Origin of the sequence: Pseudarthrobacter sp. SSS035 (assembly GCF_023273875.1) — a bacterium.
GTDB lineage: Bacteria > Actinomycetota > Actinomycetes > Actinomycetales > Micrococcaceae > Arthrobacter.
Map to the genome: position 1 here is coordinate 1,275,287 of NZ_CP096882.1, position 26,031 is coordinate 1,301,317.

General features: G+C 64.8%; 23 protein-coding genes and 1 other RNA gene. 14 read left to right on the plus strand and 10 right to left on the minus strand.

The window, feature by feature from the left end; translation table 11 throughout:
- Positions 1-22: 22 nt before the first annotated feature.
- Positions 23-916 carry a GIY-YIG nuclease family protein gene (locus MUN23_RS05750; protein WP_248762943.1) on the minus strand — a complete coding sequence of 298 codons (894 nt, stop codon included), beginning with the start codon at positions 914-916 and terminating at the stop codon, positions 23-25.
- A 233-nt stretch (positions 917-1,149) separates the two neighbouring features.
- Positions 1,150-1,404: a hypothetical protein gene (locus MUN23_RS05755; RefSeq protein WP_248762945.1), complete on the minus strand. Its 255-nt coding sequence runs from the start codon at positions 1,402-1,404 to the stop codon at positions 1,150-1,152.
- 124 nt (positions 1,405-1,528) lie between these two features.
- Here MUN23_RS05755 and MUN23_RS05760 point away from each other — a divergent pair, with 124 nt between their 5' ends.
- From MUN23_RS05760 to recR, 5 genes are all read left to right on the plus strand, one after another.
- The gene (locus MUN23_RS05760; RefSeq protein ID WP_248762947.1) at positions 1,529-1,780 is read left to right on the plus strand and encodes a type II toxin-antitoxin system Phd/YefM family antitoxin; all 252 of its coding nucleotides are present in this window, start codon (positions 1,529-1,531) and stop codon (positions 1,778-1,780) included.
- Complete coding sequence (locus MUN23_RS05765) at positions 1,777-2,049, plus strand: Txe/YoeB family addiction module toxin (RefSeq protein WP_248762949.1); 273 nt, start codon at positions 1,777-1,779, stop codon at positions 2,047-2,049. The genes MUN23_RS05760 and MUN23_RS05765 overlap by 4 nt, the downstream gene beginning before the upstream one ends.
- Before the next feature lie 63 nt (positions 2,050-2,112).
- Positions 2,113-2,209, plus strand: an RNA gene (ffs, locus tag MUN23_RS05770) — signal recognition particle sRNA small type.
- A 66-nt stretch (positions 2,210-2,275) separates the two neighbouring features.
- On the plus strand, positions 2,276-5,695 hold the full coding sequence (locus MUN23_RS05775; RefSeq protein WP_248762955.1) for a DNA polymerase III subunit gamma and tau: 3,420 nt from the start codon (positions 2,276-2,278) through the stop codon (positions 5,693-5,695).
- 63 nt (positions 5,696-5,758) lie between these two features.
- Positions 5,759-6,358, plus strand: coding sequence for a recombination mediator RecR (gene recR, locus MUN23_RS05780; RefSeq protein WP_056348564.1), 600 nt, complete (start codon positions 5,759-5,761; stop codon positions 6,356-6,358).
- 125 nt (positions 6,359-6,483) lie between these two features.
- Here recR and MUN23_RS05785 read toward each other — a convergent pair whose 3' ends face one another.
- The 3 genes from MUN23_RS05785 to MUN23_RS05795 form a co-directional block, all read right to left on the minus strand.
- Positions 6,484-7,338 carry a hypothetical protein gene (locus tag MUN23_RS05785; RefSeq protein WP_248762956.1) on the minus strand — a complete coding sequence of 285 codons (855 nt, stop codon included), beginning with the start codon at positions 7,336-7,338 and terminating at the stop codon, positions 6,484-6,486.
- A gap of 181 nt (positions 7,339-7,519) precedes the next feature.
- Positions 7,520-8,671, minus strand: coding sequence for an ABC transporter permease (locus tag MUN23_RS05790; protein WP_248762957.1), 1,152 nt, complete (start codon positions 8,669-8,671; stop codon positions 7,520-7,522).
- Positions 8,668-9,639: an ABC transporter ATP-binding protein gene (locus tag MUN23_RS05795; RefSeq protein ID WP_248762958.1), complete on the minus strand. Its 972-nt coding sequence runs from the start codon at positions 9,637-9,639 to the stop codon at positions 8,668-8,670. The genes MUN23_RS05790 and MUN23_RS05795 overlap by 4 nt, the downstream gene beginning before the upstream one ends.
- 216 nt (positions 9,640-9,855) lie before the next feature.
- Here MUN23_RS05795 and MUN23_RS05800 point away from each other — a divergent pair, with 216 nt between their 5' ends.
- Complete coding sequence (locus tag MUN23_RS05800) at positions 9,856-11,214, plus strand: aspartate kinase (protein WP_058930163.1); 1,359 nt, start codon at positions 9,856-9,858, stop codon at positions 11,212-11,214.
- A gap of 92 nt (positions 11,215-11,306) precedes the next feature.
- Here MUN23_RS05800 and MUN23_RS05805 read toward each other — a convergent pair whose 3' ends face one another.
- Complete coding sequence (locus MUN23_RS05805; RefSeq protein ID WP_248762959.1) at positions 11,307-11,522, minus strand: hypothetical protein; 216 nt, start codon at positions 11,520-11,522, stop codon at positions 11,307-11,309.
- A gap of 131 nt (positions 11,523-11,653) precedes the next feature.
- Complete coding sequence (locus MUN23_RS05810; RefSeq protein WP_248762960.1) at positions 11,654-11,896, minus strand: hypothetical protein; 243 nt, start codon at positions 11,894-11,896, stop codon at positions 11,654-11,656.
- Between the two features lie 81 nt (positions 11,897-11,977).
- On the opposite strand from MUN23_RS05810, the gene MUN23_RS05815 reads away from it, so the two are divergent.
- From MUN23_RS05815 to MUN23_RS05830, 4 genes are read left to right on the plus strand one after another with little or no spacing between them, the layout of a single operon-like run.
- Positions 11,978-12,460, plus strand: coding sequence for a MarR family winged helix-turn-helix transcriptional regulator (locus MUN23_RS05815; RefSeq protein ID WP_248762961.1), 483 nt, complete (start codon positions 11,978-11,980; stop codon positions 12,458-12,460).
- 57 nt (positions 12,461-12,517) lie between these two features.
- Positions 12,518-13,093 carry an SSI family serine proteinase inhibitor gene (locus MUN23_RS05820; RefSeq protein WP_248762962.1) on the plus strand — a complete coding sequence of 192 codons (576 nt, stop codon included), beginning with the start codon at positions 12,518-12,520 and terminating at the stop codon, positions 13,091-13,093.
- On the plus strand, positions 13,071-14,003 hold the full coding sequence (locus MUN23_RS05825) for a 3-methyladenine DNA glycosylase (RefSeq protein ID WP_248762963.1): 933 nt from the start codon (positions 13,071-13,073) through the stop codon (positions 14,001-14,003). Before MUN23_RS05820 ends, MUN23_RS05825 begins: the two co-directional genes overlap by 23 nt.
- Positions 14,000-14,353 (plus strand): serine protease inhibitor, encoded by a 354-nt coding sequence (locus tag MUN23_RS05830; protein ID WP_248762964.1) that lies wholly within the window; start codon positions 14,000-14,002, stop codon positions 14,351-14,353. The genes MUN23_RS05825 and MUN23_RS05830 overlap by 4 nt, the downstream gene beginning before the upstream one ends.
- Positions 14,354-14,434: 81 nt before the next feature.
- Here MUN23_RS05830 and MUN23_RS05835 read toward each other — a convergent pair whose 3' ends face one another.
- The 3 genes from MUN23_RS05835 to MUN23_RS05845 all read right to left on the minus strand — a co-directional run bounded on the left by MUN23_RS05835 (position 14,435) and on the right by MUN23_RS05845 (position 21,317).
- The gene (locus MUN23_RS05835; RefSeq protein ID WP_248762965.1) at positions 14,435-17,527 is read right to left on the minus strand and encodes a S8 family peptidase; all 3,093 of its coding nucleotides are present in this window, start codon (positions 17,525-17,527) and stop codon (positions 14,435-14,437) included.
- Between the two features lie 379 nt (positions 17,528-17,906).
- Positions 17,907-20,879, minus strand: a complete 2,973-nt coding sequence (locus tag MUN23_RS05840) for an exo-alpha-sialidase (protein ID WP_248762966.1) — start codon at positions 20,877-20,879, stop codon at positions 17,907-17,909.
- Between the two features lie 252 nt (positions 20,880-21,131).
- Positions 21,132-21,317, minus strand: a complete 186-nt coding sequence (locus tag MUN23_RS05845; protein ID WP_058930172.1) for a hypothetical protein — start codon at positions 21,315-21,317, stop codon at positions 21,132-21,134.
- A 261-nt stretch (positions 21,318-21,578) separates the two neighbouring features.
- Here MUN23_RS05845 and purS point away from each other — a divergent pair, with 261 nt between their 5' ends.
- From purS to MUN23_RS05865, 4 genes are all read left to right on the plus strand, one after another.
- Positions 21,579-21,830, plus strand: coding sequence for a phosphoribosylformylglycinamidine synthase subunit PurS (purS, locus tag MUN23_RS05850; RefSeq protein ID WP_056348600.1), 252 nt, complete (start codon positions 21,579-21,581; stop codon positions 21,828-21,830).
- A gap of 1 nt (position 21,831) precedes the next feature.
- Positions 21,832-22,605 (plus strand): phosphoribosylformylglycinamidine synthase subunit PurQ, encoded by a 774-nt coding sequence (gene purQ, locus MUN23_RS05855; RefSeq protein ID WP_248762967.1) that lies wholly within the window; start codon positions 21,832-21,834, stop codon positions 22,603-22,605.
- Positions 22,602-24,935, plus strand: a complete 2,334-nt coding sequence (gene purL, locus MUN23_RS05860) for a phosphoribosylformylglycinamidine synthase subunit PurL (protein WP_248762968.1) — start codon at positions 22,602-22,604, stop codon at positions 24,933-24,935. Before purQ ends, purL begins: the two co-directional genes overlap by 4 nt.
- A 246-nt stretch (positions 24,936-25,181) precedes the next feature.
- Complete coding sequence (locus MUN23_RS05865; RefSeq protein ID WP_248762969.1) at positions 25,182-26,024, plus strand: hypothetical protein; 843 nt, start codon at positions 25,182-25,184, stop codon at positions 26,022-26,024.
- Positions 26,025-26,031: the final 7 nt, after the last annotated feature.

Below are 26,031 nucleotides of genomic sequence, written 5' to 3' on the forward strand. Positions count from 1 at the left end.
TGACATTCTGAAGCCAGGTCTGCTAATCAGCCATACCAATGTATTCCGTCTTGAGCCCGCAGGCTTCTGCTATTGCGTCCAGGAAATCGGCATTCGTCAGAAACCATTCCTTCCCGACCTCGGATTTGCCCCTAACAACAGTTCGACGGGGGTTGTCATGGCCAGCAGTGCTTAAGAGCTTATGGAAGCGTTTCTCCTGCACCTGTGATTCACCGGGCTGAGTTGTGTAGATCCTCAAGATCGAAACCGGCTCAGGCATGTGTGTCTTGACTGCATAGCCCTGATGCTCAACCAGCCGTCTTCCAACGTGGTCTGACCGACCAACCTTGATCAACGTATTTCCACGGTCTGCATCCACCGGGCTCTCCAAATACCATCCATACGAAAATGCGTAGATCCCTGCAACGTGTGCCAAGCGCGTCAGTGTTTCGGCGAGTTCTTCGTCTTGGCTGTCAGCAACCGATGTGTCCACAGGAGACTCGTCAGTGATGACCGAGTCGTAGGCTTTCTCGAGGGAGTATATGTGTCCTTGGAGCAGCGAAGCTGCCGCTGATGACAGGACTCCACGGTTCTTTTTCAGGAAGGATCGGGCCGCCGCGCCCGTCGCGCTCAAGTAGCTCGGGCCTGGAACAACACCGTCTAGGAGAGCATCAATTTTCGCCTTATAGTTGCCGACAAAGCCGCTGGTTGAAACATTTAGGTCATTGGCGATGTCATTGGCTGACCTGTTTTCCTCCAGACCACGAAAAACGTCGCCGAGCCGGGTCGTATCAGCCCGAAGAAGTGCGGCCAGTTCCTCCCGGGGCGTGCCTGGCTGGCTCGAAATCGGCGTCGGGTCAGGGGTAAGGGAGTCGCTCACTTCCTCGACGTACAATTCCTCTTCGAGTTCAACGGGATCAGTTGACAGGGAATCCAAGGCGATACTCCATAATCTCCGGGGCAGGTAGCTTCCAACGATCCTATGCGTCTCCACCGACACAGCGACTCTCTATCAGGCCCAGTAGGCCCTTGGGCCACGCCTCCACATGACGGCTGTTTACGGCGCAGCTTCCTCTTCGAACACCTCGACGTCGGCAGCCTCATCAACGGCGCCGTCCAGTTCAAACGCTCTGTGGGCACTCTTAACCAGGCCGCGGGCCATGGCAAAGTTCATGGCACCGCCGATGGCTGCCCCGACGCCGAGCGCGCCACCTTGCCCAGAACGATGATTCCTTGCTTGGTCCCATACTTGGTGACGAAGTTTCGCCCCATCACACTGTTGATGGCCTTGAGCGCAGGCGTGGGCATGAGCTTGATGAGCTTCGCTGACCAGTGCTTGCCTGTCCGCCTGACCACCTTTTCAGCAAGCACGCTGCGCCGAGCCGGACCGCCGTCGACTTTTTGCAGGGCTGCCCTGGCCCGCATGGGCAGCGTGGGCCCGCACCGCTGAAATCGTGTCCGGGCCGCGAAAGCGAATATTGGCGCAGCCGCCCAGCCTCATGCAAGCCTGCCAGAGTACAATAAGTTGTACTCACCAGGAGGCCTGCCCGTGAAAACACTTACCTACTCCCAGTCGCGCGCGCACTACAAGGAAACTCTCGACGCCGTCACGGACGACCGCGAAGAAGTGATCATCACGCGCCCCGGCAAGGAAGACGTGGTCATCGTCTCGCGGGCCGATTACGAATCCCTTCGCGAAACGGCTTATCTGCTCCGGAGCCCAGCCAATGCCCGGCGCATTCTGGAATCCATCGAGCGCCTCGAATCCGGGCACGGGACCGAACGCGATCTTCTTGAATGAAGCACTCGTGGGACGAAAGTGCCTGGGAGGACTACCTGTGGTGGCAGGCCCAGGACCGCAGGACAATGAAGCGGATCAAAACTCTGATTCAAGACATCGCCCGAAACGGCAACGAAGGCATCGGAAAACCCGAGCCGCTCAAGCACGGCTTTCACGGCTATTGGTCACGCCGCATCACTGACGAGCACCGACTCGTCTACCGCTACGTGGAAAGTGGCTCCGGCGTCGAAATCCTGATTGCCGCCTGCCGGTACCACTACGGCAACTGACCGGCCACGGACTGCCGACGCCCGGGCCGTCCGGACCTTCCGGAATCTTCGGGTAAACTTATCTGCGGCCCCTCATGTGGCGTCATCCTGTTGAACTCCCCCAGGACCGGAAGGTAGCAAGGGTAAACGGGCTCTGGCGGGTGCATGGGGGGTCTTTACTATTCCCCCACAGGGCGGCCGTCCGCGAGGGATCCTGATTGTCTGCCCGGATTGGTAGGGTTTTCTCGTGACTGTTACTACCACCGCCCTTTACCGCAGATACCGCCCGGACTCCTTCGCCGACGTTATCGGGCAGGAACATGTCACCGAGCCGCTGATGACGGCACTGCGGAAAAACCGTGTCAACCACGCCTATCTTTTCTCCGGCCCACGCGGTTGCGGAAAGACCACCTCCGCCCGCATCCTGGCCCGCTGCCTCAACTGCGCCCAGGGCCCCACGGATACTCCCTGCGGGACGTGCCCCAGCTGCATTGAACTGGCCCGCGGCGGCTCCGGCTCCCTGGACGTCATCGAGATCGACGCTGCCAGCCATGGTGGCGTGGATGACGCCCGCGACCTCCGCGAACGGGCAACCTACGCCCCGGTCCGCGACCGCTACAAAATCTTCATCATCGATGAGGCCCACATGGTCACCTCGGCCGGGTTCAACGCCCTGCTGAAGATCGTTGAAGAGCCGCCGGAGCACATCAAGTTCATCTTCGCCACCACGGAGCCGGACAAGGTCATCGGCACCATCCGCTCCCGCACGCACCACTACCCTTTCCGGCTTGTCCCACCGGAGCCGCTGATGGCGTACCTGGAGCTGCTCTGCACCCAGGAAAACGTTCCCGTGGCTCCCGGCGTTCTGTCGCTGGTGGTCCGGGCCGGCGGCGGCTCCGTCCGCGATTCCCTGTCTGTGCTGGACCAGCTGATGGCCGGCGCCGGACCCAACGGCCTCGACTACGAACTTGCCGTAGCCCTCCTCGGCTACACCCACGCATCATTGCTGGATGACGTGGTGGAAGCGGTGGCCGCCTCAGATGCCGCCACCGTTTTCCGGGCTGTGGACCGCGTGGTGCAGACCGGCCACGATCCCCGCCGCTTCGTCGAGGACCTGCTGGAACGCTTCCGCGACCTCATCATCGTCCAGGCGATGCCCGAAAGCGCCCAGGTCATCCTCCGCGGCATGCCTGCGGACCAGATCGCCCGGCTCCAGAACCAGGCGCACAACCTCGGGGCTTCCGAACTCTCCCGCGCCGCTGATGTCACCAACACTGCGCTGACCGAGATGACCGGCGCCACTTCTCCGCGCCTGCACCTTGAGCTTCTCTGCGCCCGCATCCTGCTCCCCAGCTCGGAGCAGACGGAACGCGGCATCGCTGCGCGGATCGACCGCGTGGAGCGGCGCCTGAATTACGCCGGGAACGACGTCGGCGCTCCCGCTCCGGCTGGTGCTGCGGTTTCGGCTGGACCCGCTGCGGTTTCCGCGGTGCCGACGGCGGCAACGCCGGCTCCTGCTGCACCCGTTTCCGTACCAGCAGCTTCCGTACAACCAGTTTCTGCGCCAGCCGTTTCTGAGGCGCCCGCCGCGGACCTTCCGGTTGCTGCGGTTCCGGCCGCGGCACAGCAAGTTGCTGCGGCGCCGGTTGCTGCGCAGCAGCCTTCAGGGCCAGCGGCTGCCGGTCCCGGGTCGGCCCGGCCACCCGCATACGGAGCCGAACAGACCAGGCCGTCGCTGACGCCGCCCAGGGTCAGCACCAACGACTGGCCGGTTGACGAGTCCACAGGCAGGCGGCACGCTCCCACACCGCAGGCATCCGGTCAGCCCACTCGGGAGACCGGGGCAGACGCCACCCGCGCAGTTTCCCCGGCCACCCCGCAGGCAAGCACCGACGCTGTCACGGCTCCCGCCACCGCTGCACCTGCCCCGGCTGCGCCCCCTTCGGTTGGCCATGCCCCTGCCACTGCTGCACCGACCGGTGCGACAGGAACTGGCGCGGCAAGCACTGGGGCCGCCGGGACAGGCGACGTCGAAGTCCTGCGCCGTGCCTGGCCGGAAGTTCTGCAGACACTCTCCAAGATCAAGCGCAGCACGTGGGCCCTGGTTGAGCCGAACGCCCAGGTGGGTGCATTTGACGGCCAGGTCCTGACACTGTCGTTCAGCACTACCGGGTTGGCTGGCGCCTTCGGCCGGGCTGATCACGCTGAAAACCTGCGGCAGGCGATCCACAAAACGGTGGGCATCGACTGCCAGATCACCGCAGTCGCCGGTGGCGCCAACAGGGCAGCGAGCGCTGAGCCAAACCCAAAAGCTCCCGCTAGTCCGGAAGCCGGTTCGGAAGCTAGTTCCGAAGCTAGTCCTGAAGCTCCGGCCAGTTCAGCCGATGTCGCGTGGGGCCTGGCCCCTGCTGGCGCTGTTTCCACCCCAGTGGTGCATGCCACCGCACAGGCACCTTCGCCTGCCCTCTCCCACGCGACGCGTACTCCTGAACCGGCCGCGCCTCCTCCCACTACTGCACCTGCACCGTCTGCAGGCGCAGCAGCTTCGGCGGAAAACATCCAGCACTTGGGCGCCGTCAGCGTGGCATCAGTCACTGAGGCCGCCCAAGTACCAGCCGCCCCGGGACAGCCGGTACCAGCTGAGCCGGATGCCAATGCCGGTTCCTATGCCTACTCCGATGACGACTGGGGCCCGCCGCGCGACGAAGATGCCCCGCCGCTGGACGAGGAACCACCCATGGACTGGGATCCCTCGGCTGCGGCTACCCCACGCCTGTCGTCTGCACAGCCTGAGCCTTCAGCGGCCGCACCCGCCAAGCGGTCCGCCCGAGGTGCTTCAAAGGCTGCAGCAGCAAAGGCCTCCCCAGCAAGCAGGTCCTCCGCTGCCGCATCGGCCGCTCCGTCACAACCCGATACGGCACTCGATCCGTGGGGCCGGGCCGTCGAGCAGGCGCCGGGCGTATGGGTGGTTGGCACCGAGCCCAATGTTGGCAAAAGCCTGAACACGTCCGTCCCGGAAGAGGCCACGGAAACCGCTCCTGCGCCCAGCTACGAGCCGGCCACCGCCCAGGTCCCCAAGACGTCAGCTGTCGTGAGCCAGTCCGATGCCGACGCCAGCTGGGGCTTGCCACCCGTAGCCCCCACCGCAACCACCGAAATCCCCGAAATCCCCGCACCATATTCAGCTGCACCACATTCAGCTGCACCGCAGAGCTCCGCGCCAGAGCCCCCCGCACTACAAAGCCCCGTGCCAGAAACCGCGGAGCCCCACAATCCGGCGCCAACCGGCCAAGCACCGGGAGCCCCGGCAGTCCCGCCGGGGGAAGCAACGGTTCCCGAACCGGCTGACGTCCGTGAGTACGCCATGGCATCGACTGCTCCGGCTACCGCACCCCTGCAGCCGGCACCGGCAACCTCTGAGTCCGCTGCTGCCGCCCGGCAGAGTCTTTACCAGCGCCTGTCCAACAGCCCCGAGGCCGAAGCCGGGCGTGCCAAGGCGCCAGCCAGGGCTGCCGCCGCAACCTACGTCCAGGACATACCGAGCGCGGACGATGAAACCATCGAGGAATCCGGTGTCTTTGGACGCGCCGCCGTCGAGCGTATTCTGGGCGGAAAGCTGATCGAGGAGCGGTCCCCGGACGGAAGCCCTATCGCTTCGAGGTTCTAGGCACCCGCCGCACGTGCTCCCGCAACTCCAATCACCATCCAAGCCAAGCCAAAAGAGGAAAACGTGTACGAAGGTGCAGTCCAGGAGCTGATTGACGAGCTCGGACGGCTTCCCGGTGTCGGTCCCAAATCCGCACAGCGGCTGGCCTTCCACATCCTCGAAGCGGACCCCCAGGACATGAAGCGACTCGTGGAAGCCATCACCATGGTGAAGGAACGCGTGAAGTTCTGCACGGTTTGCGGTAACGTCACCGAGCAGGAACTGTGCAACATCTGCCGCGATCCCCGGCGCGACCCGTCAGTCATTTGTGTGGTGGAGGAGTCCAAGGACGTCCTCGCCGTGGAGCGCACACGATCCTTCCGCGGCCGCTATCACGTGCTGGGCGGAGCCATCAACCCCATTGCCGGCGTCGGACCCGAGCAACTGCGGATCCGGGAACTCCTGACACGGCTGAACGACGGCGCCATCCAGGAAGTCATTATCGCCACCGACCCCAACCTCGAAGGCGAAGCAACCGCCACGTACCTGGCCAGGATGCTGAAGACAATCGGCATCGTGGTAACCAGGCTGGCCTCCGGCCTGCCCGTGGGCGGCGACCTTGAATACGCCGACGAGGTCACGCTCGGCCGCGCCTTCGAAGGCCGCCGCAACGCCCTGACCTGATCTGATCTGAAAGACAGGTTCAGGCGGCAGGGTTGAGCCGACGTTGCGCAGCCCGGTTGCCGCCTGCCAACAGAATGCCTGCAGCTCCGGCCTTCGTGCCAACGCCGATCAGTGCCAGTGGCATTTCAGCGCCTGCCTTTTCCCGTTCCTGCCCCTCCACAAGGAACTTGGGTGCCTTCCGCTGCGTTCTGCAGCTCCCCTGGGAGCCAATCCAAGGCGTTTTCCTTGTGCTTGGCCTCACCGGCAACCAGCGCCAGGATCACCATCGGGTCGCTAGTTGCCATCCAGAAGATCCGCTCGGTGTGGTAAATCTCGGCGATGCCATGGAACTCCGGCGAACGTTGCCCACCAGAAGCAAAGCTGCGACGCCCCAGGCCAGAGCCCTTCCCCACTGACCTTCGAACCACCGGGCAGCGCCCGCGCCTATGCCGCCCAAAAACCATGACTTCAAGCATCATCAGGACATAGGTCACCCCGGCAACTGCGGGCGCGGACTCCGACCAGAGCGCGAGCAGCAGCAGGAAAACGACAGACACGCTGGCGAAGAGCAATCCCTTGGCACTGCTGCACGCCCAGTCCAGCATTGGGCCATCCACAGCACCCTCGACTGGATCCTGCCCAGCGCCGCTCCGCCCGTTCCCCCACCGGACAGCGAGCACGCAGCTCACCAGCACCAGCATTGCTGCCGTGAGCATATACACCCAGGCATGGGATTCCGGCGGCAGGTCACCGCCCGTGACCAACGCGATCACCATCAGCGTCCCGGAGCCCGCGCAGAGACCGAGAATGGCGGCGCTCTCCCACCAGAAGCGGCCAGAGCTCACTGTCAGCAGCGCCGTGGCCGACGCACGACGGACGAGCAACCGAACCTGGGCGCCACCCGGGGACGAGGTGTCCCCGGCGTGGGCTTCGTCGTCATACTGGTTTTTTCCGGCGCCAATGGGTTCGGACAGAGGTTCGCCGTCAGCCACGGACGCCATCCGCCACGTTCTTATCAGCCACGTGCCGCCTCCATCCCTATGGACAGGCCCAGCCCCGACAGTCAGCTGCCACGTCGGACAGCTAATCCAATGATCTGCTGAAGCAGGCCTGTCCAGTACCCCTGCAGTCCAGTGACCCAGCCGTCAGGGAAAGGACTGTCACGGCAGTGGCACGCCGGCTTTAGGCGATGCGGGTTCCGCGCGCCAGCCTGTGTGCCGGGGTGCGCAGTGAGCGCCAACCCAGCCACATCAGCAGCCCGGCAAGCAGCAGCTGCAGGCCAAGCCCCAGCGGCCACAAGGGAGTGGACTGCGCCAGGTACTGCGGCTTGGCCTCGCCGTTGGCGCAAGGGTATGTGCCCTCCGGACCGGCCATGGCGTAACGTGCACCCTGGCTGATGGATTCGATGGCCCCCACCGGTGATGACATGCCGAAGCCGCTGTTGACGCGGACCGTATACGGGATGGCGTCTGCCACGACCACGTAGGGGTTCATGGCAAGCATCCACGCCACGCGTTCGGTGCGCACCACCGGCTGGGCGCGCAGCGGTCCGGAGCAGGTGTACGCCGGTTCCTCCGGTGCTGTTTCGTCCGGCACAGTCTGCAGCGGTACGACGTTGCGGTACTGCGCCTCGTTGGCCATGACAGTGCCCTGCGAGAGACCGGTGCCCAGGCCAAAGGCAATCAGGGAACCGAAAACCAGCCCGGCCACTGCAAGGTACGTGACCACAATCGAGAACAGCGGGCGCCCCGCCAGCGCGGAAATTCCGACGCCGATGGCACACACCACGCCCACTTCGACGGCCAGCATCAGCAGGGCCACGAGGACATGGCCTGGCGTCATGCCGCCGAGGGCCACTCCGATCACCAGGAACGGCGTGCTGGCCACCAGGAATGCCAGGGCGGCGGCCCACGCGGCGAAGAACTTGCCCCACAGGATCTGTCCGGGACGGAGCAGGGTCACCTGAAGGATAGCCAGGGTCCCGCCGGCGCGGTCGCCGTTGACGGCATTGGCAGACAATGCGGGCGCCACCAGCAATGCGAAGAGAAGGACAAAGGCCAAGACCACTTCGAAGATCATGGACCCTGGTCCGGTGTCGGGCGGCATGAAGTTGGAGTAGGCCCGCTGGGCTTCGCGCTGGGCATTCCAGCTGGCCCACGTAAGCCAGGTCACCAGGCCCGTCAGGATGAACCAGATCGCCAGCATGATGTACCAGCCGCGAGAGCGGAGCCGCTGTTTGAGTTCCAGGACCACCACATCACGGATACCGGCAAGGTAGCCGGCACCAAAGCCGGCGGCCGGCGGGCGCTGCGTTGTATCTGTCAGCTGGCTCATCGCCGCTCCCCCTCAAGGTTCATGTAAGTCTCTTCCAGGGCACCCGAGGCGGGGGCAAAGGAGCTGACCCCGACGCCGGCCAGCACCAGGTCGCGCAGGAGGCGGGCGGCGTCGTCGTCGTTCAGCAACACCAGGCTGACGGCCGGCCGGCGGCCGTCCTCAACCCGGAACGCCAGGCCCAAGTCCGCGAGTTTGGCTGCGAGCGCTGCGCCGTCCGTTGCCGAGATGGCGTAGCGCCTTCCGGAGGCGGCAGCCGCATCCGTGGTCTGGTGCCGGACCGTCTTCCCTCGGTTGACGAACACCGCTGCGTCGGCAATTTCGTCCAGCTCGCTGAGCACGTGGGAGGAGACCACAATGGACTTCCCCTCCGCCGCAAGCTGCCGCAGCATCACCCGCAGCTCCACCCGCGATCCCGGGTCCAGGCCTGACGCCGGCTCATCGAGCAGCAGCACGGACGGATCGTGGATCAGGGCGCGGGCCAGGCTGAGGCGCTGCTGCTGCCCCCGGGACAGGACACGGGCCGGCTGGTCTGCAAGGTCGCTCAGGCGGACGCGGTCCAGCATCTCGGTGACGCGCTGCGGGATTCCGGCCTTGGGCAGCCGGTAGAAACGGGCTATCTGGGTGAGGATCTCACGGGCGGTCAGGGACTCCCACACGCCCAGGGTGTCCGGCATCCAGCCAATCCTTTTCCGCACTTCCGCGCGGTGGTGCTGCGGATCCAGCCCATCCACCGTGACAGTGCCGGAATCCGGCGCCAGCAGTGAAGCCAGCATGAGCAACAGCGTGGTTTTACCGGCACCGTTGGGGCCGATCAGCGCGGTGACTTTTCCCGCCGGAGCATGGAAATCCATGTGCTCGACGGCGTGCACCTGCCCGAAGCTGCGGCTCACCGCGGTGGCGCTGATGCCGTCCTGGCGCGGGCTTTCCGGCTGGGCCGGAATGCCTATTCTGTCCCAGTTTTCTGTCATTTCCCGAGCACCTGTCCCCCAAAGCCGTTCATGCATACTGACTATATGAGCCTACGCCTGAGCCGACGGGCGCAGTATCCGTCGGAAGGCTGAGATTTGGACACAATTCCGCGTCCGGCCACAGGCGGCGATAAACTGGGCTGACACGTCACGCCGTCCAGCCGCAAGGCCGTGCCTGACCTCCAGAACTCCGATTGATCCAGTGAAGGTACGCGCATGAGTACGCCCACTTCCGAAGTGCACACAGCAACGCAGCCACAGGAGCTGCCCGAAGGCACTGCCGTGACCAAACAGCTGATTGTGCAGAAGTTCGGCGGCTCCTCCGTGTCGGATGCCGAGGGCGTCAAGCGCGTCGCCAAGCGCGTGGTCGACGCGCAGCGGGCCGGCAACGAAGTGGTGGTGGTCGTTTCGGCCATGGGCGACACCACCGACGAACTGCTGGACCTCGCCGCCCAGGTGACCGACTCCGCCCCCGCCCGCGAGATGGACATGCTCCTCTCCGCCGGTGAGCGCATCTCCATGGCCCTGCTGGCCATGGCCATCAACAAGTTCGGCGCCTCAGCACAGTCCTTCACCGGCTCCCAGGCCGGCATGATCACGGACGGCATCCATGGCAAGGCGCGCATTATCGACGTCGATCCGCACCGCATCCGCACGGCCCTGGACAAGGGGCACATCGCGATCGTCGCCGGCTTCCAGGGCATGAGCCGTAGCACCAACGAGATCACCACCTTGGGCCGCGGCGGCTCGGACACCACCGCCGTCGCGCTTGCGGCCGCACTCGACGCCGATGTCTGCGAGATCTACACAGACGTTGACGGCATCTATACCGCGGACCCGCGTGTGGTGCCTTCCGCCCAGAAAATCGACACCATCTCCAGCGAGGAAATGCTGGAACTCGCGGCGTCCGGTGCGAAGATACTGCACCTGCGCTGCGTTGAATATGCGCGCCGGTTCGGTGTGCCGTTGCATGTCCGGTCCTCATTCAGCCAGAACGAAGGCACCTGGGTCATCCCCAGCGCCGAAGACAAGATCACCACTCAAGAGGGAGTTGCCTTGGAGCAGCCAATCATCTCCGGCGTTGCGCACGACCGTTCCGAAGCCAAGGTCACTGTGGTGGGTGTACCGGACATCCCCGGCAAGGCGGCCGCGATCTTCCAGGTCATTGCCGACGCCCACTCGAACATCGACATGATCGTGCAGAACGTTTCCACGCACGGCACGGGCCGGACGGATATTTCCTTCACGCTCCCCATCGTCGAAGGCGCGGAGGCCCTGGAAGCGCTCAAGGCCGCGCAGCCGGACATCGGGTTCGAGAACATCGAATACAACGAACAGATCGGCAAACTGTCCCTGATCGGGGCCGGCATGCGGTCACACCCGGGCGTCTCCGCGACGTTCTTCAAGGCCCTGTCCGATGCCGGGATCAACATCAACATGATCTCCACCTCGGAAATCCGGATCTCCGTGGTGACACACGCCGATCTCCTCGATGACGCCGTCCGGGCAATCCACAAGGCCTTCGACCTGGACAGCGAGGACGAGGCAACCGTCTACGGCGGCACCGGGCGCTAGCTAGCCCTTTAGCCTGCTGCACACCATCAGAAGGATGTTCTGGAGGCCGGTTCTGCCGGCCACCAGAACATTTTTTGGGGAAAGCGGGCAGCTCAGCCCTGTTTGTCCAATTCTTCGCGGCGCACGGCGTAGTGATGACCTTCGGAATCGGATTCCACCACGAAGTGGGAAAGATCCTCGTCAGAGGCCTGCTCGAAGTCATCATGCTTGTGGACCACGGGCGAATCCGCGTCCAGACGCGTTGCCGGCCCGAAGACAAAGCGGAGCCTGTCAGTCGCGTGCATAAAACCGGTGAGCGCATGTCCCATTGTTTCCACCCCCTTCCCGCGTTGCGGGCGAAAGAGCCACTGCCTCCTTGTGGAGTCAGTGCCCTTATTTTACGCCCGCCGCCCGAAAAAGGGTCTGGTGAGGTTGGGCAGGGTGGGGAGGCCGGGGACGGTCAGCGGAGGGACTGGTCGTCCGGGTTCCTGGGCACAACATAGGTGCTGCCGTCCGGGCGGGTGACCGTTTCCCATTGCTGGGATTCCCGTTCGCGCTGAACCAGGAGTGCCCGGTTCTCTTCGGTCATGTCATGCACCAGGGAACTGCGGTTGGCCGGGCCGAAAATCGCCCTGAGCTTGCCGGTTGCGCGCATGAACCGCTGGGATGCGTTGCCCTTGTCGGCTGACTTGCCTTTGCCCATGAAAGTGACCCCTTCGATAGAACCCGATTACCCGCTCCAGTGTACGCTAACAATTAGTGCACTAACTATTGGAGGAATGTTATGACGGTACGGGCCGGCGCTGCGCGGCAGCAGGACGATGACCTCCTCTTGGAGCAACAGCTCTGTTTTGCCCTCACCGTGGCATCCAGAAGCGTGGTGGGCGCCTACAAGCCCGTCCTCGAAAAGCTCGGACTCACCCACCCGCAGTATCTTGTGATGCTGTGCCTGTGGGAATCAGCACCCCGCACCCTGCGCAGCATCAGTGAAGCCCTGGCGCAGGCCCCGGCCACCATCTCACCTCTTCTTCGGCGGCTGGAGGAGGCCGGCTTTGTCACCCGCCAACGGATGGACGGAAACGAACGGACCCTTGCCGTGCGCCTGACCCCGGCCGGCGCCGCGCTGCGTCAGCAGGCCATTGCCGTCCCGGGCACCATGATGGAACGCCTGGGGCTGACCCGTGAGCAGGTGGGCGCGCTGCACAAATCCATGATGGGGCTCATCGCCGCCACCGCCGGATCCAACGGGCAACCCGTCGGGGATTAAATGCGGCAAGGGAGTAAACCCGCCAAGGCGTAAAATGGCAGCAACCTAGGAGGGTCCATGCGTTTGCGAACAGTACGGCCATTGCTGGCGGTCCTCGCCATTGCCGGGCTCGCCGCCTGTACGGGCACGCCTGACGGGAGCGGGACTTCATCCGCCAGCCCCACAACCAGCCCCACAACCAGCTCCTCCGCCAGCCCGGGCACTTCCGGGTCCCCCGCTCCGGACACCGAGACCACCGTCCCTGCGCCGTCCCCTTCCGCACCCCCGGCCCCGACGGCAGGCCCCGGCGCCGGCAACGCCGAACTTGCCATTATGGTCAAGCCCTCTCCCACCGAAGCGGCAGTGAACTACACGCTGGTCTGCCGCGACGGCCTCCCCACCGCTGAGAGCAAACACCCCAGGCCGGAGGCTGCCTGCGCTGCCCTCAAGAACAACGCGGCACTCCTCAGCCCGGCGCCCAGAAGCAAAGACGTGGCCTGCACCGAACAATACGGCGGCCCGCAGACCGCCACGGTCACCGGGATTGTGGACGACACTCCGGTGGATGCCGCGTTCGCGCGCACCAACGGCTGCGAAATCGGCGCCTGGGACGCAGCCCAGGACGTCCTGGGTGCCAGCGGTGGAGCAGTTTAGCCTGCTGACGGCCGATGCCTGGCGTGCCCGCGAAGAAGCGCACGCCCAACGCGTCCGCCGTTACTCGGATCCCTACCTTGCCCGCCGCTCGGCAGGTCGGAAGCACCCGGTGGAGGACTTTCTTTTCACTTACTACACCCAGAAGCCTGGCCAGCTGCTGCGCTGGCACCCGGGAGCCGGCGTCGTACTCACCGCTGAAGCGGCGTCCGCCCGCATGGGCTGGAAGCACTACAAAACGCTCGACGACGGCGAACTCGCCTCCCTTGGGCTGCCGCCAGGAACCCCTGCCGTGACATTTGACCGCGCCCGGTTCCTGGCCGACCGGCACGAGGCTGTGGCCTTCGCGGACATCATTCTTCGCGGCACCGCTGCCCGGCCCGCGCAGTTCGGCTGTTTCGGGCTGCACGAATGGGCCATGGTCTACCGCCAGGACAAATTCGACCTGCGCCATGAATACCTGCAGCTGAGACTGGGATCGGCCGGCACGGACAAAGTGGTGGAGGGCAACCGGATCCGGTGCTCACACTTCGACGCTTTCCGCTTTTACACGCCCAACGCGATTGCGCTGAACGAACTGGCGCCGAGCCGCGAAAACCAGCGGCATATGGAACAGCCGGGCTGCCTGCACGCCAACATGGACCTTTACAAGTGGGCGTACAAACTGCTGCCCGCGCTTCCCAGCGAACTGGTCATGGATTGCTTCGAACTGTCCTGGCGGATCCGGGCCATGGACATGCAGGCCTCCCCCTACGACCTCGCGGAGTGGGGTTACCCGCCCATTCGAATCGAAACCGCGGAAGGCAAAGCGGCCTACGTTGAGCATCAGCGCGCCTTCGCCGGTGAGGCTGCTGCGCTCCGAGGGCGCCTGGCGCAGGCCTTGGCACCGCTTCGAACTGCGGGGTCGGTATGAAGGACCTCGAGCTGACCATCAGGGTCACGGAAGACCCCAACTCCCCCGAGTACGAGTTCCGGCTGATAGTCCGCGATGGCCGCCCTGCCGACGGTTGCACCGTGCCCGATCCCGCAGCAGCGTTGTCAGCGATGGAACGCTTCGGTCAGGACATCTTCTTTCCCAAACCGGGCCCCCCGAAACTCTGCACGCAGCAATACGGCGGGCCGCAGGTGGCCGTTGTGACCGGCTCCATCAACGGCCGTCCCGTCAGTGTGACTTTCCGGCGAACCGATGGCTGTGAAATCTCCCGCTGGCGCGCCATGGCTCCCCTGTTCGGCGGGACAACTGGTTCCCGCAGCGAAATCTGACCATCGGCGGCAGTCACGGCAGATCGGGAACGCCGCCGGAACCAAGCGGTCCGGCGGCGTTCCCATGCCATTGCTGAAGGGCTAGAGATCCATGTTGCGGTTTCCGGAGAACTCCGGAACCTCCTGCTTCTTCTTTTCCTTTTTGACCTTGTCCTTCTTGTCGTTGGCAGGGTCACCGGCAGTTTCATCAGCAGGGACCACCAGAGCACTGCCTGGTGTGACAACCACAGAGACGAAGGTGGGCGCGCTCGAACCGGCGAACGTCACCCGGCCGATATACGAGCCTTCAGCGAGATCCTTCCACTGGAGCTTCAGAATGCCCGACTGGCCGTTCCCGAGCCGCAGCGGGTTGGGGGTCACCGTGGCATTTCCCACGTTGGCTCCCAGCACCGCAGCGTCCACGGACGCCTTCGTGGGCTGCCCATTGGGGCTTGCGTAGAGGTTCACAAAAATCGTGTAAACGCCCGGAGCCGGGTTCGGAACCGAAATCGATTCACTGGCAGAGGCGGTCTGGGCCAGCAGGGCCTGTCCCGCCGGGTTGAAGACCACCATGTCGAAGTCGGCGGCCTCGTCCGAGGAAAAGACGGAGAACTTTGCCAGCGGCGATCCTGCCGGAACGGTGACCTCCTTGGCGAAGTTGGACGCGTCCGTTTCCAGGGCCAGCGGTCCGGGAACCAGTTCGATGGCCGAGGAGTCAGCCTTGGACAGGCCGTCCAAGGTGATGTTCACGGGCGCGTTGGTGCCTGAAACCACCGGAATGTCGCCCTGCCCCTGGCCTCCTTCCGAGGTAAACGCCAGGTTTGCCGGTGCCACCACCGACTGCGGGCGGACGGCCACCGGCGATGCCACGTTCTTGCCGGCACCCTGCCAGATGAGGTTGCCCATGGCAAACTGCCCCAGGGCAGCGCTGGTGTTCTCGAACCTGACCTTGAAGGTGCGCTTCTCGCCGGCAGCGTTGAAGCTAAGGATTGACGGCGTGACCGTCACCTTGACGCCAGGAACGCTGGCCTTGGCCCGGTAAACGCCCGGGGTCAGCGCGGTGACAGTCCGCGTGACCTCTGTCTTGCCGGTGAGTGCCCCCAGCGCGAACGAGGCAACATTCATATCCCGCGGTGCGGTTGTTCCGAGACCCGGGATGCCCATGTCCAGGCCCGTTCCCTGAATGAACTTCAGGTAGTCGTCCTCGGAATTGTCGTAGACCAGGCCGGGATCCAGGACCCGCGCAATGTTCACCTGGCCGGCGCCGGTGGCGAACACATCACCGTTCCGGCTGCCGTCTGAGTTCTTGATATCAGCTGCCGTGGTCATCATGGCTGACTTGACGGTGGCCGGAGACCATGTGGGGTTCTTGGCCAGAATCAAGGCGCCAAATCCGGCCACGTGCGGCGCGGCCATCGACGTCCCGGACATCATGCCGAACTGGTCGCCGCCGGAACCGATGGGCGAAACACCTGCCAGCACTGCCACACCCGGGGCCGCCACGTCAGGCTTGAGCAAGTCTGAGCCGGTAGCAAGCAGCGGGCCCCGGGAGGAGAAGCCGGCGATCTGCGGCTGCGGCGCGGCCGGAAGGCCGGTGGTGTCCGTGTTTACCAGGGAGACCTTGATGCCGGGGTTGGCGATGATCTTGTCCTTGATCTGCTGCGTGGCCGGCGGGTTCACGTGCACTGTGGGGACTGCGTGGCGGTCAAGGTCCTCGGAGGAGGTGGTTACGTTGACCAGAATCATGCCGATGCCGCCGGCGCGCTGAACCTCGGCGCTCTTGGCTACGCGGTCCACCACCCCGCGGTCGCAGACAACAATCTTCCCTGTCACCTTGGCGGGATCCAGCGCATTGGGTGCGCACAGTTCCGGGTTTGCTGCGCCGGCGGCTGCGGCACTTGCCGCCAGCACAACGTTGCTCGCAGGAACGGGAGCGGACATAAGGCTGGCGCCGCGGTACTTGCTGCCATCCTCAAATTCGACGGTTCCCTGCAACTCCGTGGAGAAGGAGCTCGCGGCCACTGTGGTCAGCCACGGAGCGCCGTGGTTCACGGTGCTTGCCGTGGGTCCCGAGTTTCCGGCGGATGCGGCAACAAAGATTCCGGCGGACGCCGCGGAAAGGAAAGCCAGGGAAACCGGGTCCGTGGTGGTTGAGGTGCTGCCGGAGATGGAGTAGTTCAGCACATCCACACCGTCCAAGATGGCTTGATTGATCGCGGCCACGGAGGCGGAGCTGTAGCAGCCGCCCGTGGCCGGGTTGTCGTCCTCCCAGCAGACCTTGTAGACGGAGATCTTTGCCGCCGGCGCCACGCCGCTGGTGATGCCCATATCGGTTGCACCAAGGTTGGCCCGGACGTTCGCGTTGCCCGCGGCGGTGCTGGCAGTGTGCGTCCCGTGGCTTCCCACATCCACAGGCGAAATCAGTTCTTCGGGCGCGCGGTTCTCCGGCGCCACGTACGCCATGTAGTCGTCAGCGAAGTAGCGGGCACTCAGGACTTTGGAGTTGCAGGCACTGCCGTCAAACGCAGCCCCGGTTCCCTGGCCCTTCTGGCACTCTCCGACGAAGGTGTCGCCGTCGGACTTGAGCATGGCGATGTTGCCGTCCGCTGTGCGGTACGGGGCGCCCACTTGGGCCTGGCCGGCGAGCGGTTGCACGTCTTCCCCGGCGAAGAACGGGTTGGAGGGGGTGTAGCCGGAGTCAATAACGCCCACTACGACGCCTTTGCCGGCATTCTCCTGTCCGCCGAAGACAGTCTTCCAGATGCCGTTTTCACCGCTGAGCCCAAGGAAATCTGTACTGGAGTAATCCGGCGCGTTTTCCGTGTCCGGTGCCACCATAAGGACGGCCGGGTCCTTGGCGAGCTTAGCGGCCTGGTCGGCGGTCAAATCGGCCGAGAACCCGTTGATGGCAGCCGTGTACTGGCGCTTGATCCGGACGCTTTCGGACCCGGCCACAGCGTTCTGCCTGCCCTCAAGATGCGCCTGGTACTGCTGGACTTCGGGCCGGTCGGCGTCAAGCTTGCGGCCGTTCTGGGGCTTCGTCGCTGCGAGTCCGGGAGTCCCGCCGTCGTAGGTGGCCGCCGGCTTCTCGGCCAGGACCACAATGTAGCGGCCGGCGGGGTAGTCGCCGGGGTTGATCTTCTTTGCTGCCACTGCCGTGTTGGCTTCAGCGGGCGCCGCGGTAGCGGGGCTCATCGCTATTGAAGACAGGAGCAACGGCAAGCCCACGGCCAATGCCGCCGCCTTCCGGAGTCCTCCGCCCCGAATGAGGCTTTTTCCAGTTGATTTCACGAGCGACTACACCTTTCACGAGGAACGGCCGGCCACGTTGCCGGTCTGGAGCAGCTGGGAACGGCACACGGTATTACAGGTTTTGTAATACCGTGACCAGCCGTTACAAACAGTACAGACTGAGAGCTGAATATGACATAGGACACATCGGGCGTATACGTCAATCATGCAGCTACAAGGCGGGGCCGGGAAGGCACAAAAGAAAGACCCCCACTCGGGCCGGACTTTGGAAAAGTCCAGCTCCGCGCGGAGGTCTCCTTTGGTGCTAGGAAACGACGACCCCTCAACCCTTGGGCGTCACCTGCAGGCGGTCGAAGGAGACCTGCTTGCCGTCCTTGTCCAGCACCACCACGTCGTCGCGGCCGCTCTGCACACCTGAGGGCAGGATGAACTCCACGGTGTTGTCGGTGGTGGGGAAAATCCAGCCGATCCGGTAGCTCTTCTTGTTCAGGTACACGTAGTACCACTGGCCGTAGTCGAAACCCTTCAGGGTCACCTTCTGGCCGTTGCGGTACTTGTCCTGCGTGCCGAGGTCGAACGGAGCCGTCTGTTCCTCGAGGTCCTGGACGGCGAGGACGGGGACCGTCTCGGGCTGCGACGGCTGGAGAGCCAGTACCAGCGCGCCGCCGGTCACCGTGGCGGTGACTTCCTTGGCGCCGTTGGCGGCAGTTGCCGCGAACGAGACCGCGTCGAGCCGGCCTGCCGCGATGTCGGCTGCGGTCAGGACGTGCTCGCGCGTTGCCGTCACGGTCCCGCCCACGGCCAGGGCGTCCTGGCTGATGGAGGCGTCCGGGGCACTGAGCCCGGTCAGGGCGACGTTGCCGGCGTTGCCTACGGTGTAGGCGTATGAGACGGTATCGCCTTCGCTGGCGAAACGGTCACCGTCGGCGTCGCTCCACTCAGCCGAAACGGTGCCTTCCAGCTTGGCGTCGCGGACCTTCAGGTCCACTTCGCCACCGTCGACCGTATAGACCTTGCTGCTCTGGCCTGCGGAACTGACTTCCCAAGTGGTCTTCGGAACGAAGTAGCCCTGCTCCGCCTCGGCAGCGGTCACGGTGTGGCGCGGCGTGGCGCAGGTGTAGCCCTGGCCGGCCGGCAGCACACCGTAGCGGCAGTTGCCCGGGCCTTCGGGAAGGAACGGGCTGAAGTTACCGGCGGTGGGAACCACCTTTTCCACGAGCGGGCTCGTGTTGCTCACGCTGAAGGTGTACGGAAAAGCATCGCCGGCGGCGTACGGTGCGGTGGCGAGGTCACGGCCGGAATCCGCACGGGCGCCGGTGATGCTGGCGGAAACCAGACCATCGCGCAGTGCCACCGCGGCGCCGGTGAACGGAACCGTCTTGGTGAGCGACGGAGTCGCGCTGGCCGTGACGGTGAAACTCGCCTCGGGGACGAAATAGCCGCGGGCGATGTCCTCGGCCGTCAGCGTGTGCTTGGCCGTGGTGCAGTTGTAGTTTGCACCCGCGGCCAGGCTGTTGAACCGGCAGTTCGGAACACTGGGCGCGCCGGGGGCCGGCGGCAGGAAGCCGGTCTCAAAGTTGCCGGCAGCGGGTACTGAATTCGCCGTGACGTTGGCGGTGCTCTTGACGTTGAACGTGTAGCTCAGGACGTCACCCGCCTGGTAGGGGCTGGCGATGACGTCGCGGGCCTGGGCCGTTCCGGTGATGGTGAGGCCCACCTGCGGAGCTGCCGGGACGGTGGCGGTGAACGTGAACTGCGAAACCCGGCCATCCGCCGTCGTGAACGCGGCGTTGAGGTTCTGCGGACCGCTGGCGTTCGCCGGTGCGGTCAGGTCCACGTTGGCGGTCACCGAGGCACCGGGCGCGACGTCGGGCACGGGCACCGTGGTGGCGGTCCAGCCAGCGGGGGTGTAGACCGTGGCGTTGGCGCCGGAAAGTGTGGTGGCCTCCTGGTTGGTCACGGTGACAGCTACCTGCTTGGTGGCGCCGGCGGTGGTGGTGAGTGCCGGTACGGACAGCGGGGCGCAGGCGTAGTTCAGCCACGCGTCGTCGAACTTCGCGAACTGGATGTTGTCCGTGTAGTTGCCCTCGTACAGCACGCCGAACGTGCCGTCTTCCAGCCGGGTCACGGTGGAGTAGGCGGAGAAGCCGGAACGGATGGTGCGGACGCCGGGCCAGGTGGCGCCGTCGTCGCAGGAGATCCGGGCGGAGACGTTCTCGCGGCCGGTCTTGGAATTGGAGTTGGTGAAGATGAGCTTCTTGGCGTCCGCCGAGCCCTGCGCGGCGGCCGGGAACATGCGGGCGATGGAACCGTTGTTTGCCGGGTCCGGCAGTTCGGTGTCCTGGGTGACCGGACCATAGGTGGCGCCGCCGTCAGTGGAGATGGCCACCTTGCGGTAGCCCTGGTTGGCGTTGTCGCGCGAGTTCAGCAGTACGCGGCCGTCGGAGAGCTCCACGGTCTTGTTCTCGTCCATGCGGTCGCCCACGTTGGCGCCCTTGTGCCAGGTGGCACCGTGATCGTCCGAGTAGACGCTGTAGGCCTGGATCTTGTTGGTGCCATCGGCCTGGCGGACGTCGCCGGCGTACTGCTGGACCAGGCGGCCCTTGTACTGGCCGTACTTGAGCTGGATGCCTTCGCCGGAGGACGCGAAGTTGGAGCGGATATCGCCGGCCACCGGGCTGGTCTTGCTGGTGCCCGGCTTAGTGACATTGGTGATGAGCGTTGGCTGCGTCCACGTGACGCCGCCGTCGGAGGATTCGATCACGGCGGAGGAGATCACGCTGCGGTCGCCGTCGTTGTTGCCGAACTGGCTGCCGAAGAAGCCCTGGTCCTTGGAGTACACGAACAGCGCGAAGACCTTGCCGGCCTCGGCGTCGTAGATGTAGGACGGATCGCTGTAGCCGTATTTGGGGCCCGTGGCGTCGCCCACGTGGCCGGCGGCGATGACCTGCACGGGGCCCCAGGTCTGGCCGCCGTCGGTGCTGCGGCGCTGCACGATCGAGTTGGGGTTCGGAGCGTCTGCGGCGCTGCCGGGGCGGCCGTCCCACGAGGCGAGCACCACGTTGTTGCCCAGGTAGGTCAGGGCCGGGATCCGGTAGAAGAAGTTCGCCGCAGTCCGGTCGGCGCCGATGTTGGCCTCCGCGAATGAGCCGGGAGGAGCGGTGGGGTTGTTCGGGGGGATCGGTGCCGCCTGCGCGGCGATCCCGGATCCGGCCAGCAGCGCCAGCGCTACCAGCCCGGCTCCTGCGGTCCGGCCAATACTTCGGTGCCTGTTCCGCTGAGTAGAAATTCGCAAATCCATATCCTTTCAAGGCGCCGCGGGGCGGCGGATCGGGAGAATTCGGCCGTGAGGGCGGTCTCGGCACCCGAGGGGATACCACCTGCCACATACGACGTCCTACGACCCTAGTGTGTAGAGCGTCACATGGCTAGGACTTTCCGGAAGAAGCTTGGGAGAGGCCTGGAACTTGTCACAAAAACGGGCGCCCCGTTCAGGGACGCCCGTTTGAGCTTGGGAAGTCTTAAGGCTTGCGTAAGGAGTGGGCGCCTACTGCCTGGGCGTCCGAACCACGTCGCTGATCCACTGGCGGGTCTTTTCGTCCACGGGGCCGGCCACGCGCGTTTCCCGGGCAGCCCGGTCCGCCTTGATCTTCTGCACCACCATCCGGCCCAACCCGGCAAAAACGGCCACGGCCATCATCGGCAACAGCAGAGATTTCGATTTTTCAGCCATGCCGCAATCCTAGTGACGCTTGCTCCGCGAGGCCATAGCCGCCGTCGTCCTCCACCTCCCGAAAGCCCGCCCCGCCGCAATGACTGTGGCCGATCCCACCGAATACAGGGTGCGGCGCTCGGCCCGGTAGAATGGCCTAGCAAGCTCGCGGAGCGCCCGTCCACACTGTTCGAAAAAGAACGTCCCCAGCACCCCGGAACGGCGTAAGACGGCGTGACTCCGCTGCGCCCTTACCCAATGCTCACGCACAGGAGTTGCCGGATGCCCCGGATCGTTGTTGACGTCATGCCCAAGCCCGAGATTCTGGACCCGCAGGGGAAGGCCATCGTGGGTGCACTCCCCCGTCTGGGCTTCACCAGCTTTAGCTCTGTCCGCCAGGGCAAGCGCTTTGAACTGACGGTTGAGGGCGAGGTGACCGACGCAATCCTGGCCCAGGCCCGCGAAGCCGCCGAGACCCTGCTGTCCAACCCCGTGATCGAAGACGTCGTCAACGTCGAGGTCGTCGAGGCCTGAGATGACTGAACTTCCCTTGATCGGCGAGGCAATCGCCGTCGCCGCCGAGCCGCGCCTTGCCGGCGCGAAAATCGGCGTCGTCACCTTCCCCGGCACCCTTGACGACCGCGACGCCGCCCGTGCAGTCCGGCTCGCCGGCGGCACCGCAGTGCCGCTCTGGCACGCCGACACCACCCTGGGTGACGTGGACGCCGTCGTAATCCCCGGCGGTTTCTCGTACGGCGACTACCTCCGCGCGGGCGCCATTGCCCGCTTCGCGCCGCTGATGTCCAAGATCATCGACGCCGCCAACTCCGATGCCAAGCTGCCCGTGCTGGGCATCTGCAACGGCTTCCAGATCCTGACCGAATCGCACCTGCTGCCCGGCTCCATGATCAAGAACGACCACCTGAAGTTCATGTGCCGCGACCAGGTCCTGCGTGTGGAAAACAGCAACACCGCCTGGACCCTGGACTACGAGGCCGGCCAGGAAATCACGGTTCCGCTGAAGAACCAGGACGGCCAGTACATCGCCGACGAAAAGGTCCTGGACGCGCTCGAGGCTGAAGGCCGCGTGGTGTTCCGGTACGTGGGGTTCAACCCCAACGGCTCCCGCCGCGACATCGCCGGCATCTCCAACGCCGCCGGCAACGTGGTGGGGCTCATGCCGCACCCGGAGCACGCTGTAGAGGTTGGCTTCGGCCCCCAGTCGCTCGACGGGGTCGGCGGGTCCGACACCGACGGCTTGGGTTTCTTCACCTCCGTACTGAACAAGATTGTGGGAGGCAACAAATGACCGAGATCAATTCCGTGGTCGAGCCTGTCGAAACCGCCAAGAAGTTCAACATCGACACCGTCGAGAACGCTGCCAAGACACCTGACACTGAACTGCCGTGGGCCGAACTGGGCCTGAAGCAGAACGAGTTCGATGAGGTCGTCAAGGTCCTGGGCCGCCGCCCCACCGGCGCCGAGCTGGCCATGTACTCCGTGATGTGGAGCGAGCACTGCTCCTACAAGTCCTCGAAGAACCACCTGCGCCAGTTCGGCGAAAAGGTGACCGAGGAGATGAAGAAGGACATGCTGGTGGGCATCGGCGAGAACGCCGGCGTCACCAACCTGGGCGACGGCTGGGCCGTGACGTTCAAGATCGAGTCCCACAACTCGCCGTCGTTCGTGGAGCCCTACCAGGGTGCAGCGACCGGCATCGGCGGCATTGTCCGCGACATCATCTCGATGGGCGCCCGCCCGGTGGCTGTGATGGATCCGCTGCGTTTCGGCGCCATTGACCACCCGGACACTGCACGCGTGATGCACGGTGCCGTTGCCGGCATCGGCGGCTACGGCAACTCGCTGGGCCTGCCGAACATCGGCGGCGAAATGGTGTTCGATTCTGTTTACCAGGGCAACCCGCTGGTTAATGCGCTGGCTGTTGGCGTGATGCGCCACGAGGACATCCGCCTCGCCAACGCGTCCGGCAAGGGCAACAAGGTGGTCCTGTTCGGTGCACGCACGGGCGGCGACGGCATCGGCGGCGCCTCGGTGCTGGCCTCGGAGTCCTTCGACGACACCAAGCCGTCCAAGCGCCCCGCCGTCCAGGTGGGCGACCCCTTCGCCGAGAAGGTCCTGATCGAGTGCTGCCTGGAGCTCTTCAAGGGCTCGCTGGTTGAAGGTATCCAGGACCTCGGCGCCGCTGGCATCTCCTGCGCCACGTCCGAACTCGCCTCCAACGGCGACGGCGGCATGGAAGTTGAGCTGACCTCCGTCCTGCTGCGCGATCCCACGCTGACCCCGGGCGAAATCCTGATGTCCGAGTCGCAGGAACGCATGATGGCCGTGGTCACCCCGGAGAACATCGCTGCCTTCGAGGCTGTCATGGACAAGTGGGCCGTGGAGTACTCCTGGCTCGGCGAGGTCACCGACACCGGCCGCCTGATCATCACCTGGGACGGCGTGGTCATCGTGGACGTCGACCCTCGCACCGTGGCCCACGACGGCCCCGTGTATGACCGCCCGTACGCCCGCCCCGAATGGCAGGATTCCGTCCAGGCCGATTCCTTCACCGGCTCAGTGCAGGACACCGGCCGCCCCTCCGCCCCCGCGGAACTGGCTGCCGCCGTCACCGAGCTCGTGGCCTCGCCGAACATGTGCAGCAAGGACTGGATCACCAACCAGTACGACCGGTACGTGGGCGGCAACACCGCCCTGGCGTTCCCGGACGACGCCGGCGTGGTCCGCGTGGACGAGGAAACCGGCCTGGGCGTTGCCCTTGCCACCGACGCCAACGGCCGCTACACCTACCTCGATCCGTACCACGGCGCACAGCTGGCGCTGGCCGAGGCCTACCGTAACGTGGCCACCTCCGGCGCCGTGCCCATGGCCGTCAGCGACTGCCTGAACTTCGGCTCCCCCGAGGACCCTGATGTCATGTGGCAGCTCGCGGAGGCCATCCGCGGCCTCTCCGACGCCTGCATGGTGCTGGGCATCCCGGTCACCGGCGGCAACGTCTCGCTGTACAACCAGACCGGCACCACGCCCATCCACCCCTCCCCCGTGGTGGCAGTGCTGGGCAAGCTCGACGACGTCGCCCGCCGCACGCCGTCGGGCTGGCGCGAGGACGGCCAGGCCATCTACCTGCTGGGTACGACGGCGGCAGAACTGGACGGTTCCGAATGGGCCAACATGCGTGGCCACCTCGGTGGACTGCCGCCCAAGGTTGACCTCGCCGCCGAACGCGAGCTGGGCGAAATCCTGATCAACGCATCCCGCGACGGCATGGTGGACTCCGCGCACGACCTCTCCGAAGGCGGCCTCGCGGCAGCCCTGGTGGAGTCCGCACTGCGCTACGGCGTGGGTGCCCGGATCGCCCTGCAGGACGTTCTGGACCGCGACGGCGTGGACTTGTTCACGGCGCTGTTCTCCGAGTCCCAGGGCCGCGCGGTTGTTGGCGTGCCCCGCTCGGAAGAGGTCCGGTTCAAGGACATGTGCACGGCCCGCGGCTTTGCCCACACCCGCATCGGCGTGGTGGATGCAGCCAGCGGCAACCTGGAGATCAACGGCGTGGACACCATGTCCCTGGCCGCCCTCCGCGAAGCCCACGAGGCGACCCTGCCGAAGTACTTCGGCTAGCACCCAGCAGCACTAGTCTGCTCACGGAATCCGCGGCGGTTCCGGACAATCGCACCCCAGCACTGGGAAAGGAAGTCTGGAACCGCTGCGGATTTTGCGTTGCCGGGTCAGCCACAAGCAGTTCGACGGCGGTGAGCACCTCGACAGGCTGCCCCCGATAGTTGGATCCCTTGTTATGACAAAAATGTCACACCTCTCGCTCATCCTTGTATTGTTCGCAAATGACAAACGAGAGAGCGGAAGTTCATGAGCACCATCATCGACGATTTGGCCCGAGAAGCAGCGGGCCCTTGGACGCCAGTTTTAGCATCCCTTCTAGGTGCGGTGGTAAGTCCCGTGCTTACTGCCGTCGTCGGACGATCTGCAGCCCGCAGGGCGGAACGTGACCAAGCTTCGTTTGAGGTGGCCGGAGTACAAAATGATCAAAGAATCCGCACAGGTGATATCTCCGGAAGCGCACACTTCAAGCAGACAGTCGACCAGCGGCACTACTCAAGTACGACAATCCATCAACCGACGGCCGCAAGCTCAGGTAATAGTGGCGTCACGGCATGGCTTGTCGGCTTTGCCCTTGTTTCTCTACTCGTAATCCTCGCCACAGCAAAACTGGGACTAAGTCTTATGGCCGCCCTGCCTTGGGCGCCGACCTCTGGTGCTGTGATCCTCCTGATCATGACCTTGCGCCAGTGGCGGGCAGGTTCACAAATGCCGGTTTCGGCTCCCATCGTTTCCATCTTGTTGGCCGGGATGTGCTGGGCCGTGGCATTTTTCGTCGGCGGCAGTGATGACCTCAAACATGCAATTGCGCACGTCAATCAGCATGGCTACAAGTTTGGGGACCCTTCGGCAGGTGTAATCCTCTGGCTTTTCGCCGCGAACGTTCTTATCGGCTTGGCTGCGATCGCAGTTTTGGGGCTAACAGTCAGCGCCCGGCTACGCAATGCTTCACAACCTGAAGGCAAGCACTGGACCAGACACTTCATCGGACATGACGGTTTTCGTGCATGGCTTGCCGGGGCGTTCACCTGCGGCACGTTCCTTGCGCTCATATTGGCGTGGCCAGCGGCCAAAGCAGTCTTGGGCCTCTAAGCACTCG

Excerpts from the sequence above, each read along its gene's own strand:
- MUN23_RS05755 (WP_248762945.1), bottom strand. The coding sequence starts at position 1,404 with ATGCGGGCCAGGGCAGCCCTGCAAAAAGTCGACGGCGGTCCGGCTCGG.
- MUN23_RS05765 (WP_248762949.1), top strand. The coding sequence starts at position 1,777 with ATGAAGCACTCGTGGGACGAAAGTGCCTGGGAGGACTACCTGTGGTGG.
- MUN23_RS05785 (WP_248762956.1), bottom strand. The coding sequence starts at position 7,338 with ATGGCGTCCGTGGCTGACGGCGAACCTCTGTCCGAACCCATTGGCGCC.
- MUN23_RS05790 (WP_248762957.1), bottom strand. The coding sequence starts at position 8,671 with ATGAGCCAGCTGACAGATACAACGCAGCGCCCGCCGGCCGCCGGCTTT.
- MUN23_RS05795 (WP_248762958.1), bottom strand. The coding sequence starts at position 9,639 with ATGACAGAAAACTGGGACAGAATAGGCATTCCGGCCCAGCCGGAAAGC.
- MUN23_RS05800 (WP_058930163.1), top strand. The coding sequence starts at position 9,856 with ATGAGTACGCCCACTTCCGAAGTGCACACAGCAACGCAGCCACAGGAG.
- MUN23_RS05805 (WP_248762959.1), bottom strand. The coding sequence starts at position 11,522 with ATGGGACATGCGCTCACCGGTTTTATGCACGCGACTGACAGGCTCCGC.
- MUN23_RS05810 (WP_248762960.1), bottom strand. The coding sequence starts at position 11,896 with ATGGGCAAAGGCAAGTCAGCCGACAAGGGCAACGCATCCCAGCGGTTC.
- MUN23_RS05815 (WP_248762961.1), top strand. The coding sequence starts at position 11,978 with ATGACGGTACGGGCCGGCGCTGCGCGGCAGCAGGACGATGACCTCCTC.
- MUN23_RS05820 (WP_248762962.1), top strand. The coding sequence starts at position 12,518 with ATGCGTTTGCGAACAGTACGGCCATTGCTGGCGGTCCTCGCCATTGCC.
- MUN23_RS05830 (WP_248762964.1), top strand. The coding sequence starts at position 14,000 with ATGAAGGACCTCGAGCTGACCATCAGGGTCACGGAAGACCCCAACTCC.
- MUN23_RS05835 (WP_248762965.1), bottom strand. The coding sequence starts at position 17,527 with ATGAGCCCCGCTACCGCGGCGCCCGCTGAAGCCAACACGGCAGTGGCA.
- MUN23_RS05845 (WP_058930172.1), bottom strand. The coding sequence starts at position 21,317 with ATGGCTGAAAAATCGAAATCTCTGCTGTTGCCGATGATGGCCGTGGCC.
- purS (WP_056348600.1), top strand. The coding sequence starts at position 21,579 with ATGCCCCGGATCGTTGTTGACGTCATGCCCAAGCCCGAGATTCTGGAC.
- purQ (WP_248762967.1), top strand. The coding sequence starts at position 21,832 with ATGACTGAACTTCCCTTGATCGGCGAGGCAATCGCCGTCGCCGCCGAG.
- purL (WP_248762968.1), top strand. The coding sequence starts at position 22,602 with ATGACCGAGATCAATTCCGTGGTCGAGCCTGTCGAAACCGCCAAGAAG.
- MUN23_RS05865 (WP_248762969.1), top strand. The coding sequence starts at position 25,182 with ATGAGCACCATCATCGACGATTTGGCCCGAGAAGCAGCGGGCCCTTGG.